Raw genomic sequence first — 13,510 nt, forward strand, 5'->3', positions numbered from 1 at the left:
CTGATCAGTCGTTCGCGAGCCAGACGGCGGTGTCCGTCGGCACGGCCTCGCCCTCGAGCGGCGCGCTCGACACCAGCACGCGGGCTCCCGCGGGCAGGGCGACCGGCTCGGCGCCGAGGTTCGCGATCACCGTGACGGGCCCGCTGCGGAACGCGACGGTGTCGGCCGGGGCGTCCTCGATCCAGGAGAACTCCGCCGCCGCGACGCCGTGCTCGCGGCGCAGGCGCAGCAGCGAGCGGTACAGGTTGAGGGTCGACGCCGGGTCCGCGTCCTGGGCGTCGCGCGCGAGGCCGTGCCACTCGGCCGGCTGCGGCAGCCACGACGCGCCCGTCGCGTTGAAGCCGTACGCGGGGGCGTCAGCCTCCCACGGGATCGGCACGCGGCAGCCGTCGCGCCCGTAGCGCTCGCCCTCGGTGCGGAACCAGGTCGGATCCTGGCGCGCGTCGTCGGGGAGGTCGATGACCTCGGGCAGGCCCAGCTCCTCGCCCTGGTACAGGTACGCGGATCCGGGCAGCGCCAGCATGAGCGTGGTCGCGGCGCGGGCGCGGCGCAGACCCACCACGGGGTCCGGCTTGCCCTTCGAGAGCGGGCCGATGCCGTGGCCCTGCGGGTGCTCGGCGCCGAGCGCGAGGCGCGACGCGTGGCGGATCACGTCGTGGTTCGAGAGCACCCAGGTGGTGGGGGCGCCGACGCCGCCGAACGCCTCGAACGACACGTCGATCACCTCGTGCAGCTGCTCGGCGTCCCACTCCGCCATCAGGTAGGGGAAGTTGAACGCCTGGTGCATCTCGTCGGGGCGGACCCAGAGGGCCGTCTCCTCGGCCGTCGGCATCCACGCCTCGGCGCACAGCGCCCGGTCGCCCGGGTACTCCTCGAGCAGGCGGTGCCAGTCGCGGTAGATCTCGTGCACGCCCTCCTGGCCCCAGTAGGGCACGGGCTCCTGACCGCCCATGGAGTCCGAGTCCTCCGGCGGCATGTAGTCGGGCAGCTCGTCGTGCTTGACGAGGCCGTGGGCCACGTCGACGCGGAACCCGTCGACGCCGCGGTCGAGCCAGAAGCGCAGGATGCGACGGAACTCCTCCTGGACCTCGGGGTTCGCCCAGTCGAAGTCGGGCTGCGACGAGTCGAACAGGTGGAGGTACCACTGCCCGGGCCGGCCGTCGGCCTCCGTGATGCGGGTCCACGCGGGCCCGCCGAACACGGACTGCCAGTTGTTCGGGGGCAGCTCGCCGTCCTCGCCCTGGCCGTCGCGGAACATGTACCGCGCGCGCTCGGGGCTGCCGGGCGCCGCCGCCAGCGCGGCCTGGAACCACGCGTGCTGGTCGGACGAGTGGTTCGGGACGAGGTCCACGATCACACGGATGCCGCGCTCGTGCGCCGCTGCGAGCATCGCGTCGAAGTCGGCGAGCGTGCCGAACAGCGGGTCGACGTCGCAGTAGTCGGCGACGTCGTAGCCGGCGTCCTTCTGCGGCGAGGTCATGAAGGGCGAGAGCCAGATGGCGTCGACGCCGAGGTCGCGCAGCGCGTCCAGGCGCGACGTGATGCCCGGCAGGTCGCCGATCCCGTCGCCGTTCGCGTCGGCGAAGGAGCGGGGATAGATCTGGTAGATCGCGGCGGTGCGCCACCACTCGCGGGGGGAGGCCTGGGCGGCCGGCGCCGACTCGACGCTGAGTTCCACGGAAGTCATGGAATCGGACTCTACGGGAAACTCCCGGTGTATGGAAACGCTTGCAGTTCAGGTTCGCCCAGGTGTGCATCACGAATCCGTATCGAACGGCCGATTGCGCAGATCCGGTGGTTTGCGGATCGCCCCACGGCATGCAACCCTGTAACCGCTTGCAGAAACCTGGCAGGGCTGCCGGGGCGAAAAGGAAGGGCACACACCAATGAAGGTGAACAGCAGGGGCCGCGCCATCGCGGCTTTCGCGGTCGCGACGACGCTCGGTCTCGCCGGCTGCTCGTCGGCGGCGCCGCAGGGCGGCGAGACCTCGGCTCCCGCGGACGGCGGGGGAGCCACCTCGACGCTGACCGTCTGGGTCGACGCCGACCGCGCCGGCGTCCTCGCGGACCCCGCGGCCGACTTCGAGGCCGAGACCGGCGTCAAGGTCGAGCTCGTGCAGAAGGACTTCGGCGAGATCCGCGACCAGTTCGTGTCGCAGGTCCCCACCGGCAAGGGCCCGGACATCGCCGTGGGCGCGCACGACTGGCTCGGCACGCTCGTCACCAACGGCGTGGTCGCCCCGATCGAGCTCGGCGACAAGGCCGAGGAGTTCGAGAAGGTCGCCACCGACGCGTGGACGTACGACGGCAAGGTCTACGGCGTGCCGTACTCGATCGAGAACATCGCCCTGATCCGCAACACCGAGCTCGCGCCCGAGGCGCCCGGCTCGTTCGACGAGATGGTGCAGATGGCCGAGGCCGCCGGCACCGAGTACAAGGTGCTCGTGGGCCTCGACCCGGCCGCGGGCGACCCGTACCACATGTACCCGTTCCAGACCTCGTTCGGCGCCCCCGTCTTCGGCACCAACGCCGATGGCACCTACAACGCCGACGACCTGCAGATCGGCAACGAGGGCGGCACGCAGTTCGCCCAGTGGCTCGCCGAGCAGGGCGCCGCCGGCGTGTTCAACCCGAACCTCGACGGCGACCTGGCCCGCGAGGCGTTCAACGCGGGCAAGGCCCCGTTCTACGTCACGGGCCCGTGGAACGTCCCGTCGGCGCAGGAGGCCGGCATCGATGTCGCGGTCGACCCGATCCCGGCTCCGGGCCCGGACCCGGCGCAGCCCTTCGTGGGCGTGCAGGGCTTCTTCCTGAGCGCGAAGAGCGAGAACGTCGTCGCCGCGACCAACTTCCTCACGAACTACGTGGGCTCCGAGGAGGTCCAGACGGCCCTCTACGAGGTCGGCGGACGCGCTCCGGCGCTGACGGCGGCGTTCGAGGCCGCCGTGGCCGACGACCCGATCGTGGCCGGCTTCGGCCAGGTGGGTGCGGCGGCCGTGCCCATGCCGAGCATCCCCGAGATGGGTGCCGTGTGGGAGTTCTGGGGCGTCACCGAGACGGCCATCATCAAGGGCGAGGGCGACCCGGCCGAGCTGTGGAAGAAGATGTCCGACGACATCGCCGCAGCCGTCGCGGGCTGATCCGCCGCAGCGCGCATCGACCGGATGGCGGGGCCTCCACGGGCCCCGCCATCCGTCCGCCACACCCCATCCCTCGGCTCAGGAGACCCGCATGACCTCGGCCCCTCTCGCCACCCGCGAGCGCGATTCCCGCCGCGCCGCCCGCATCGCCGAAGCGGCGAGCGGCGGCTGGAAGCTCGTGCTGTTCAAGATCATCGCGCTCGGCATCATCGACGCGATCGCCGTGTACGCGGCCCTCGTGCTGTTCGCGAGCGGCGACGTCGTGGTCGGCACGATCGTCGTGCTGGCGACGATCCTCATCAACGTCGTCTACTTCCGGCGCGGCAGCCTTCCGGCGAAGTACCTCATCCCGGGCCTGATCTTCCTGCTGGTCTTCCAGATCTTCGTGGTGCTCTACTCGGGCTACGTCGCCTTCACGAACTACGGCACGGGGCACAACAGCACCAAGGAGGACGCGGTCGAGGCGATCCTGCTGCAGAACCAGGATCGGGTGCCCGACTCGCCCTCCTACCCGCTCACGGTCGTCGAGGGCTTCGCGGGCGAGCTGTCCTTCCTCGTCACGACGCCGGACGGCGAGGCGATGCTCGGCGGCGCCGAGCGGCCGCTGGAGGAGGTGCCCGACGCCGAGTTCGACGGCGGCAAGGCCGTCGCGGCCCCCGGGCACACGTCCCTCGACTTCCAGGGCCTGCTGGCCCGCCAGGGAGACATCACGTCGCTCGCGGTGCCGCTCAGCGACGACCCCAACGACGGCACGCTGCGCACGCAGGACGGCCTGACCGCGTTCTCCTACGTCTCGCGCTACGTCTACGACGACGCCGCCGAGACCATGACCGACTCGCAGACCGGGGCCGTGTACAGCGACCGCGGCACGGGCGCGTTCGTGGCGGAGGACGGCACGGAGCTGCTGCCGGGATGGCGCATCAACGTCGGCGTCGACAACTTCGTGCGCGCGTTCAGCGACGAATCGATCCGCGGCCCGTTCCTCGGCGTGACGGTGTGGACCTTCGTCTTCGCGTTCCTCTCGGTCGCGACGACCTTCCTGCTCGGCCTGTTCCTGGCGATCGTGTTCAACGATCCGCGCATGAAGAGCAAGAAGTACTACCGCGTGATCATGATCCTGCCGTACGCCTTCCCGGGCTTCCTGTCCGCGCTGGTGTGGGCGGGCATGCTGAACCAGGAGTTCGGCTTCGTGAACACGGTGCTGCTCGGCGGCGCCGACGTGCCGTGGCTCACCAACGAGTGGCTGGCCAAGCTCAGCATCATCATCGTGAACCTGTGGCTCGGCTTCCCCTACATGTTCCTCGTGACGACCGGCGCGCTTCAGTCGATCCCGGACGAGCTGACGGAGGCCGCGCAGATGGACGGCGCGACGCCGTTCCAGGCGTTCCGGATGATCAAGCTGCCGCTGCTGCTCGTCTCGGTCGCGCCGCTGCTGATCTCGTCGTTCGCGTTCAACTTCAACAACTTCAACCTGATCTACATGCTCACTGGCGGCGGGCCGCGCGACGTGGCCGCCGGCATCAACGTGGGCAGCACGGACATCCTGATCTCGATGGTCTACAAGGTCGCGTTCGTGGGCGCCAACCGCGACTACGGGCTCGCGAGCGCGTTCTCGATCATCATCTTCGTCCTGGTCGCGACCATCTCGGTCATCGCGTTCCGCCGCACCAAGACGCTCGAGGAGCTGAACTGACATGGCCGACATCTCGATCACGCGCGACCTCGCGCAGAGCGCTCCCGCCGGCGGCGACGCCACCCGCCTGCTGACCACGGTCGACGAGGGCGGCGCGCCGCACCCCAAGCGCCCCTTCAAGGTGTGGTTCAGGCAGACCGGATGGCGCCACATCATCGGTCTCGCGATGCTCGTGTTCGCGGCGTTCCCGCTGCTGTACGTGCTGTCGGCGTCGCTCAACCCGGGCGGCACGCTCGTCACCGCGAACTCGCTGTTCTCGAATGTCAGCCTCGGCAGCTACGTCGAGCTGTTCAACCGACCGCAGCAGCCGTACGCCGCGTGGTTCCTCAACACGCTGGTGATCGGGCTGGTGTCGGCCGCGGGCACCGTGCTCCTGGGCGCGCTCGCCGCGTATGCGTTCTCGCGCATGCGCTTCACCGGGCGCCGGTTCGGCCTGATCACCCTGCTGCTGGTGCAGATGTTCCCGCAGCTGCTGGCGATGGTCGCGATCTTCCTGCTCATGTCGGCGATCGACGAGATCTTCCCGGGCTTCGGCCTGAACAGCCAGATCGGTCTGATCATGATCTACCTGGGCGGCGCGCTCGGCGTGAACACCTACCTCATGTACGGCTTCTTCAACACCGTGCCGGCGTCGATCGACGAGGCCGCGAAGCTGGACGGCGCCGGCCACGCGCGCATCTTCTTCACGATCATCCTGCGACTGGTCGCGCCGATCCTGGCGGTCGTCGGCCTGCTGTCGTTCCTCGGCACCATGAGCGAGTTCGTGATCGCGTCGGTCATCCTCGTCGACCCCGAGAAGCAGACGCTCGCGGTGGGCCTGTATCAGTTCATCTCGCAGGAGACCTCGCGGAACTGGAGCGTGTTCGCCGCCGGTGCCGTGCTCGCGGCCATCATCCCCGTGGCGCTGTTCCTGGCGCTGCAGCGCTTCATCGTGGGCGGCCTCACGGCCGGCTCGGTGAAGTGACCGCCGCGCCCGCCCGACCCTCCCGAGACTCCGCCCGCTTCACTTCGGCGCGTCCCGCGCGCCCGGAAAGGCCCCGCATGTCGCTCCTCCTGCCGCACCACGACGGCTCGCCGCTCTACGTGTCGAACTCCGCCCCGGAGCTGGGCGAGGTGGTGCGCGTCCGTCTGCGCGTGCCCGAGGGCTACGGGCCGCTGCGCGCGGTGCGCACGCGCTCGAACCCCGACCACGAGCCCGAGTGGACCGACGCCGAGGTGATCGGCGAGGCCGACGGGTGGACGTGGTGGGAGGCGCCCGTCACGGTGGGCAACCGCCGTCACGGGTATCGCTGGCTGCTCGTGCACGAGGACGGCACGGTCGAGTGGCTGAACCAGACCGGTCTGCACCGGATCGAGACGCTCGACGCCGAGGACTTCGCGCTGGTCGCGTACCCCGCCCCGCCGGCGTGGCTCAACGACGCCGTGATGTACCAGATCTTCCCGGACCGGTTCGCCCGCTCGGCCGCGGCCGACGAGCGCGAGACGCCCGAGTGGGCGATCGCGGCGGCGTGGGACGAGCCCGTCGACCCCGTGATGCCGGGCCGCAGCCAGCAGTTCTACGGCGGCGACCTCGACGGCATCGTCGAGCACCTCGACCACCTCGAGCGGCTGGGCGTCGATCTGATCTACCTCACCCCGGTCTTCCCGGCCGCGTCGAACCACCGCTACGACGCCGCGAGCTTCGAGCGCGTCGACCCGCTGCTCGGCGGGGACGAGGCGTACGTCCGCCTGATCGAGGCCGCGCACGCGCGCGGCATGCGGGTGATCGGCGACCTCACGAGCAATCACTCGGGCGATCGGCACGAGTGGTTCCAGGACGCGCTGGGCAACCCGGGCGCCCACTCCGAGCGGTTCTACTACTTCCGCGACGAGGGCAACACCGAGTACGAGTCGTGGCTCGGCACGCCGACCCTGCCGAAGTTCGACTGGTCGTCGATCGAGCTGCGCCAGCGCTTCATCACGGACGGCGACTCGGTCGTCGCGCGCTGGCTCAAGCCGCCGTTCGGGATCGACGGATGGCGCATCGACGTGGCCAACATGACCGGCCGCCTCGGCGACGTCGACCTGAACGCCGAGGTGCGGCAGCTGCTGCGCGAGACCATGCTCGAGATCAACCCCGACGCGGTGCTCCTGGGCGAGTCCACGAACGACGCCGCGAGCGACCTGCAGGGCGACGGATGGCACGGGGCGATGACGTACCCGGCGTTCACCCGCCCGCTGTGGGGCTGGCTGTGCCGGCCGACCGGGGCGCCGTACCTCGACGCGCAGGGCGTCGAGCGCACCGAGCCGTGGTTCTTCGGCCAGCCGATCGGCGGCATCCCGCGCTACAGCGCTCGCGACTTCGTCGACGCCATGACGCGGTTCACGGCCGGCATCCCGTGGCGCGTCCGGCTTGGCAACATGCAGGCGCTCGACACGCACGACACCGCGCGGTTCGCGACGAACGCGCCGGACGACGTCGTGCCGGTCGCGGTGGGCCTGTCGATGACGCTGCCGGGTGTCCCTGTGCTGTTCGCCGGCGACGAGTTCGGCCTGGTGGGGGAGGACGGCGAGATCGCGCGCACCCCGATCCCGTGGGGCACCGAGGATGCCCCCGGCACCGCCGAGCGACTGGCGCTGTACCGCGACCTCATCGCGCTGCGCCGCGCGCACCCGGTTCTCGGGACGGGCGGCCTGCGCATCCTGGCCGTCGGCGACGAGGGCTTCGCGTTCGTACGCGAGTCGGCCGAGGAGACCGTCCTCGTCGTGGCTGCGTCGGGATCGTTCGAGGCCGCCCTGGACGAGGCCCTCGTGCCCGGGCTCGCGCGCGCCGAGCGGCTGTACGGCGACCTCGAGCTCGAGGGCGGCGTCGTGCGCGCCGGCGGGCCGGCGTTCGCGGCCTGGGCGCTCCCGGGCGTCGCGGTCCCGGAAGGCGGTGCCTCGTGAGCGCGGCACCCGAACGCTACGAGCGCCGCAGCGCGGATCTCGCCGAGGCGGTGCGCGCGCATCCCGACCTCATCGGGCTGGTGCTGCTCGGCTCGGCCTCCGACGAGGCGGTCGCGCGCCGCGACGAGTGGTCGGATCACGACTTCTTCGCGCTCGTGCGGCCGGACGCGGGACGCTCCGTGCGGCCCGACCTGTCGTGGCTGCCCGACCAGGACGCGCTCGTCCTGACCGCGCGCGAGGGCGAGATCGGCTTCGTCGCGGTGTACGACGACGGGCACGTCATGGAGTTCGCGGTCGCCGAGCCGGATGAGCTCGCCGGCGCCCTCGTGAACGAGGCGACCGTCGCGGTGGACGACGAGGACGGCACCACGGCTGCGCTCGTGGAGCGCGGCCGGGCGAATGCCGCGGCCGGCGACCGCATCGACGTCGGCAACGAGGCGCGCCTCGTGCTCGTGAAGCTGTTGATCGGGGTGGGTCGCGTGCGGCGGGGCGAGGTGCTCGTGGGCGGGCAGTTCATCCGCGGCTGGGCGGTGCAGTCGCTGGCCCGCGCGCTCCGCGGGCGTTTCCCGCAGCGCTCGAGCGACGCGCGCGACCGCATCGACGCGCTGCGCCGGTTCGAGCTGGACTTCCCGGACTGGGCGGCGCGCATCGCGGACGCTCTCGCGCTTCCCGCTGAGGACGCGGCGCGGGAGCTGTTCGCAATCGCGCGCGAGGCGCTCGACGACGGCGGGCCCGGTTTCCCCCGCGCGGCCGCCGACGCCGTCGCCCGCCGGCTGGGCTGGTGACGACGGCGGGCTCGTAGGCTGAACCCCGTGTCCGATGTGTGGGTCGCCGACGTCCTCGGCGAGGGGTTCGAGCAGCGGACCCTCCCGCTGGGCGCGGACGAGGAGGGCGAGGTCGTCGCCACCCTGGTCCGGCACCTGCCCGCGCGGCGCCGGCCCTGGAGCCGGCCGCGCCTGCTCGAGGACGTGGATGTGCTGTACGTGCACGGCTGGTCGGACTACTTCTTCCAGCGTCGGCTCGCGCGCTTCTGGACCGACCGCGGCGCCCGCTTCTTCGCGCTCGATCTGCGCAAGTACGGGCGGAGCCTGCGCGAATGGCAGACCCCCGGATACGTGACGGACCTCGCGACGTACGACGAGGACATCCGGGCCGCGCTCGACGCGCGCGGCGACAGCGTCGGCAGGCGGCTCATCCTGCTCGGCCACTCGACCGGCGGGCTCGTGCTGAGCCTGTGGGCCGGGCGCCATCCCGACGCGGCGGCGGCGCTCATCCTCAACAGCCCGTGGCTGGAGTTCCAGCTGAGCGCCGTGGCGCGCACCGCCCTCTCGCCGGTGGTCGAGCTGCGTGCCCGACTGCGCCCGCTCGACAGGATCCGGATCACGGATCACGGCTTCTACTCGCGCGCGCAGGAGGAGGCGGCGGACCCTGACGATCCGGTCACGATCGACCCCGACTGGCGTCCCGCAGGCGGGTTCCCGGTCTACGCCGGGTGGATGGACGCGATCCTCGGCGGCCATAACGCGGTGGCCCGCGGGCTCGGCGTCCGCGCGCCCGTCTGCGTGCTGCTGTCTGCGCGCAGCACGCTGCCGGTCCGCTGGAGCGACGACCTGACCCGCTCCGACACCGTGCTCTACGTCGAGGACGTCGCGCGCGCCGCGCTGCGGCTCGGGTCGTCCGTCACGGTCGAGCGCCTCGACGGCGCGCTGCACGACGTGTTCCTGTCGCGGCCCGAGGTGCGCCGCGACGCGTACGCGCGCCTGGACTGCTGGGTCCGAGCGTTCGCGGCGGCGACCGCCGGCTCCTGAGTCCGTCCGGGCTCAGCGGCCGAACTGGGCGCGCACCAGGCGCTCGGCGGCGCCCGCGTCGCGCGAGACGAGCGCCTCGCGCAGCTCCGCGTAGTTCTCGCGCAGCTCGTCGTCGCCCAGCACGGGCCCGATGTGGTTGAGGTTGCGCTCGAGCGCCACGTCGAGGTCGTCGAGATGCTGGCTGTAGACGCTCTGCGGCAGGGTCGACGCGATGTACCGCGAGAAGGCGATCCGCGCCGCGATCGACGTCTCGGTGTCGCCGAGCGCGTCGGCCATGCCGTCGAGCAGCTCGAGTGCACGGGTGCGCTCGTCGTCCGTGAGCCGCGTCGCGGCGATGTGGATGTCGTTGCCGAGCTTGTAGGCCGCGTACGCCATCGAGTGGCGGATGACCTCCTCGGTCACCTCGGTCACCCGCGTGTAGCGGCTCGGCATCATCTCGACGAGCCCGATGCGCTCGAGGCGCTGCAGCGCCTCCCGCACGGGCATGCGCGAGACCTGCAGCTGCTCGGCGAGCTCGGCGTCGCGGATGCGCTCGCCGGGGTCGAGCTGGCCCTCGATGATCGCGCGGCTCAGATGCTGGAAGACGGCGTCCGCCAGCAGACGCTTGCCCGAGTCGATCGGTGCGAACCCGTCCATCCGAATCCTCAGCGGTAGTTGATGAACTGGAGGTCGATGTCGAGGTCGGCCGCCTTCAGCAGGCGGATGACCTCCTGCAGGTCGTCGCGGCTCTTGCTCGAGACGCGCAGCTCGTCGCCCTGGATCTGCGACTTGACGCCCTTGGGCCCCTCGTCGCGGATGATCTTGCCGATCTTCTTGGCGTTCTCCTGCGAGATGCCGTCCTTGAGGCTGGAGACGAGCTTGAACTCCTTGCCGCTGGCGGTCGGCTCGCCTGAGTCGAGGCTCTTGAGCGAGATGCCCCGCTTGATGAGCTTGGACTGGAACACGTCGAGCACGGCCTTGGCCCGCTCCTCGCTGTTGGCGGTGATCAGGATCTGCTCGCCGCTCCACGCGATCGAGGCTCCGGTCCCCTTGAAGTCGTAGCGCTGCTCGACCTCCTTGCGGGCCTGGTTGAGGGCGTTGTCCGCCTCCTGCTTGTCAACCTTGCTGACGATGTCGAAGCTGCTGTCGGCCATGCGGGCCAGCCTACTGCGCGCGCTTCGTAGACTGCTGGGCGAAAGCCATCCGACATCCGGGAGGTCGTATGCGCCCGCTCACCGAATCCGAGCTGCGCGGCTCGTTCGTCAACGCCGATCCGGCGGACGTCGCCCTCATGACCCTGCCGCACGACTTCGTGCTGACCGAATGGGATCACCTCGACTTCCTCGCCTGGCGCGATCCCCGCTCGCGCGGGCGCGGCTACATCGTCGCCGAGGTCGACGGTGCCCCGACCGGCGTGCTGCTGCGCGCGGCCGAGGGATCGTCGCGCGCCCGATCGGCTTTCTGCAACATCTGCCGCACGATGCAGCCCGGCAACCAGGTCTCGCTGTTCACGGCCCGCAAGGCCGGCACGGCGGGCGCGCACGGCGACAGCGTCGGCACCTACATGTGCGCCGATCTGTCGTGCCACGAGAACGTCCGCCTCGCCATGCCTCTCGCGCCGAACGAGTACCGGGGCAGCGTCGACATGAAGATCGACGGCACGAAGCGCCGCACGCGCGAGTTCGTGGCCCGCGTGCTCGAGACGGCGGCCTGACCGGCGCCCCGGTGGCCGCCGCGCCCGGTCGCACGGCACGATTTCGACCCTGCGCCGTGTGCGGGTAATATGGACGTTTGCGCCTCCGGTTGTCTGGAAAAGTCGGTCGGGTGCGCATGGCAAGTTGCCCGAGCGGCCAAAGGGAGCTGACTGTAAATCAGCCGCGTAATGCTTCGGGGGTTCGAATCCCTCACTTGCCACCGGATGGACGAAGGCCGACCCGCACGGGTCGGCCTTCGTCGTTCCCGGGAGAGCCTGCTTCCGCGGTCGCGCGCGACGTGTCCTCCGAAAGGCCCGGTGTGCGGGAGAGGGTCCGCGTGCCAGGATGACTGCGCGGGCCGTGGGGGCGCGCGAGAAGGGGGATCTCCATGTCGACTCCGCACGCGGGCGCACCGCAGGACCGGCCGGCACCGCAGCCGACGCCGGGAACGGCGCCGGAGGGAACGGCGCCGGCTCAGGAGAAGATGCCGCTGATGCTCCGCGGCGCCATCTGGGTCGCGATCGGCGCGCTCATCGCGGCCGCCCTGGTCTGCGTCGTGTGGGTCCTGATCGGCGACCAGAACGGGCTGATCGGCAAAGCGTTCCTGACGATCCTGCTGCTGGCCGCGTTCGCCGGCGTCGCGCTGCTGGACGCCAACCTCGCGGCACGCCGCCCCAGCTGGCTCGTGATCGCCAGCATGGCGACGTGGGTGATCGCCCTGCTGGTCGGCGCGGTCAAGATCTGGTCGCCCGAGCATGTCGACGAGTACGGGTACGCCTCGTACGAGCCGGTCGAGCGGGTCTGGCACCTCATCCTCACGATCGGCGTCCTGCAGCTCGCGCTGCTGCACCAGCGGCTGTTCTGGCGCGCCCACGCGCGCTACGTCACCACGTTCACGCGCGCGATCGCCCTCGTGACCTCGGCGCTGCTCGGGATCCTCGTGCTGCTGCTCGTGTTCTACCTGGCGTTCCCCGATGCGTTCGACTACCCGGAGCTGTACTGGCGGTTCGTCGTCGCCCTGGCGATCCTGGTCGCGGTCGGAACGACGCTCATCCCGCTGCTGAATGCGCTGTTCGCCCCGCGACCCCGGCCCGTCGCTCCGCACGGCGTCGCGGGCGCCGGATTCGTCCCGCCGGCCGCGCCCGTCCTTCAGTGGCCGACCTACGCCGACGGCCGCACCCCGCTGCCCGTGCTGCCCGACGGCTCGCCGGACTGGAACGCGTACTACACGGGCGTGCCGTCGGTGCCGCAGGCGCCCATGGCGCCGCACGCCGCGCCGCCGCAGGCGGCTCCCGCCCCGCAGGGACAGCCCGCGCCGGGTCCCGGCTCGCACGCGGCCCCGCCGGCGCCGCCGCTCCCGCCGCAGGCGCCCCGATACCCCGAACAGCCTCCGACCGTTCAGCCGCCGCGCTGACCGGCGGCGATAGCGTGGGGGCATGACGACGCCCCTCGAGCTGCACGACATCGCCCTCGAGATCGCGACGGAGGCGGGCGAGCTCGCCCGGCGCCGGCGCGGCGAGGGGGTGTCGATCGCCGCGAGCAAGTCGACCATCGCCGACATCGTCACCGAGGCGGACCGCGAGGTCGAGGCGCTCATCCGCGACCGCCTCGCGCAGGCGCGCCCGGAGGACGGGTTCCTCGGTGAGGAGTCCGGCGACGCGGGCGGGACCAGCGGAGTGACCTGGATCGTGGATCCGATCGACGGCACGGTCAACTACGCCTTCGGCATGCCGTCGTACGCCGTGAGCATCGCGGCGGTCGAGGGGTCGGTGCATCCGGGGGAGTGGCGCGCCCTCGCCGGAGTGGTCCACGCGCCCGCGCTCGGCGAGACCTTCCGCGCGGCGGCGGGCGAGGGCGCCTGGCTGGGAGAGGAGCGCCTGGCCGTGACCGAGCACACCCCGGCGGGCGCGCTGATCGCGACCGGCCTGGGCTACGACCAGAGCACGCACGCCGGCGACCTCGAGGTGCTATCGCGGGTCATGCCGCTCGCGCGCGACATCCGTCGGATCGGCGCCGCCTCGCTCGACCTCGCCTTCGTGGCCGCCGGTCGGCTTGACGGGTACTTCGAGCGCGGGCTCCAGCCGTGGGACCTGGCCGCCGGCCGGCTGCTCGTCGACGAGGCCGGGGGACGCACCGGGTGGTTCGAGCCCGACGAGCACGGACGGGCGCTGACGATCGTCGCCGGACCGGAGCTCTACGAGCAGCTCCGCAGCCGCATCCTGGGCTGATCCGCGCGGGCCGTTCTCCACAGGCCCGCAGGCCGGGATCCCG

The 13,510-nt window shown here is 71.4% G+C and carries 12 protein-coding genes and 1 tRNA gene; 10 read left to right on the forward strand and 3 right to left on the reverse strand.

Going from position 1 to position 13,510, the window contains the following annotated elements; all coding sequences use genetic code 11:
* Window positions 1-4: 4 nt before the first annotated feature.
* Window positions 5-1,687: a glycoside hydrolase family 13 protein gene (locus B5M43_RS05895; RefSeq protein ID WP_134745590.1), complete on the reverse strand. Its 1,683-nt coding sequence runs from the start codon at window positions 1,685-1,687 to the stop codon at window positions 5-7.
* A gap of 199 nt (window positions 1,688-1,886) precedes the next feature.
* Between B5M43_RS05895 and B5M43_RS05900 the strand changes: the two genes are divergently transcribed.
* The 6 genes from B5M43_RS05900 to B5M43_RS05925 all read left to right on the forward strand — a co-directional run bounded on the left by B5M43_RS05900 (window position 1,887) and on the right by B5M43_RS05925 (window position 9,566).
* Complete coding sequence (locus B5M43_RS05900) at window positions 1,887-3,140, forward strand: maltose ABC transporter substrate-binding protein (RefSeq protein ID WP_134745589.1); 1,254 nt, start codon at window positions 1,887-1,889, stop codon at window positions 3,138-3,140.
* Window positions 3,141-3,231: 91 nt separating this feature from the next.
* Window positions 3,232-4,833 (forward strand): ABC transporter permease subunit, encoded by a 1,602-nt coding sequence (locus B5M43_RS05905; protein WP_134745588.1) that lies wholly within the window; start codon window positions 3,232-3,234, stop codon window positions 4,831-4,833.
* A gap of 1 nt (window position 4,834) precedes the next feature.
* Window positions 4,835-5,797: a sugar ABC transporter permease gene (locus B5M43_RS05910; RefSeq protein ID WP_134745587.1), complete on the forward strand. Its 963-nt coding sequence runs from the start codon at window positions 4,835-4,837 to the stop codon at window positions 5,795-5,797.
* Window positions 5,798-5,874: 77 nt separating this feature from the next.
* Window positions 5,875-7,758, forward strand: a complete 1,884-nt coding sequence (locus B5M43_RS05915) for a glycoside hydrolase family 13 protein (protein ID WP_134745586.1) — start codon at window positions 5,875-5,877, stop codon at window positions 7,756-7,758.
* Window positions 7,755-8,543 carry a hypothetical protein gene (locus B5M43_RS05920; protein ID WP_134745585.1) on the forward strand — a complete coding sequence of 263 codons (789 nt, stop codon included), beginning with the start codon at window positions 7,755-7,757 and terminating at the stop codon, window positions 8,541-8,543. Before B5M43_RS05915 ends, B5M43_RS05920 begins: the two co-directional genes overlap by 4 nt.
* Before the next feature lie 27 nt (window positions 8,544-8,570).
* A complete protein-coding gene (locus B5M43_RS05925; protein WP_134745584.1) occupies window positions 8,571-9,566 on the forward strand; it encodes an alpha/beta hydrolase in 996 nt (331 codons plus the stop codon).
* 12 nt (window positions 9,567-9,578) lie between these two features.
* Here B5M43_RS05925 and B5M43_RS05930 read toward each other — a convergent pair whose 3' ends face one another.
* Window positions 9,579-10,202 (reverse strand): GntR family transcriptional regulator, encoded by a 624-nt coding sequence (locus tag B5M43_RS05930; RefSeq protein ID WP_134745583.1) that lies wholly within the window; start codon window positions 10,200-10,202, stop codon window positions 9,579-9,581.
* 8 nt (window positions 10,203-10,210) lie between these two features.
* Window positions 10,211-10,699, reverse strand: coding sequence for a YajQ family cyclic di-GMP-binding protein (locus tag B5M43_RS05935; protein WP_055992660.1), 489 nt, complete (start codon window positions 10,697-10,699; stop codon window positions 10,211-10,213).
* A 68-nt stretch (window positions 10,700-10,767) separates the two neighbouring features.
* Here B5M43_RS05935 and B5M43_RS05940 point away from each other — a divergent pair, with 68 nt between their 5' ends.
* The 4 genes from B5M43_RS05940 (at window position 10,768) to B5M43_RS05955 (ending at window position 13,467) form a co-directional block, all read left to right on the forward strand.
* Window positions 10,768-11,259, forward strand: a complete 492-nt coding sequence (locus B5M43_RS05940) for an FBP domain-containing protein (protein WP_134745582.1) — start codon at window positions 10,768-10,770, stop codon at window positions 11,257-11,259.
* Between the two features lie 118 nt (window positions 11,260-11,377).
* A tRNA-Tyr gene (locus tag B5M43_RS05945) sits at window positions 11,378-11,459 on the forward strand.
* 168 nt (window positions 11,460-11,627) lie between these two features.
* Window positions 11,628-12,653 (forward strand): hypothetical protein, encoded by a 1,026-nt coding sequence (locus B5M43_RS05950; RefSeq protein WP_134745581.1) that lies wholly within the window; start codon window positions 11,628-11,630, stop codon window positions 12,651-12,653.
* Window positions 12,654-12,675: 22 nt separating this feature from the next.
* Window positions 12,676-13,467, forward strand: a complete 792-nt coding sequence (locus B5M43_RS05955; RefSeq protein ID WP_134745580.1) for an inositol monophosphatase family protein — start codon at window positions 12,676-12,678, stop codon at window positions 13,465-13,467.
* Window positions 13,468-13,510: the final 43 nt, after the last annotated feature.

It is taken from the genome of Microbacterium sp. MEC084, assembly GCF_004514465.2.
GTDB lineage: Bacteria > Actinomycetota > Actinomycetes > Actinomycetales > Microbacteriaceae > Microbacterium.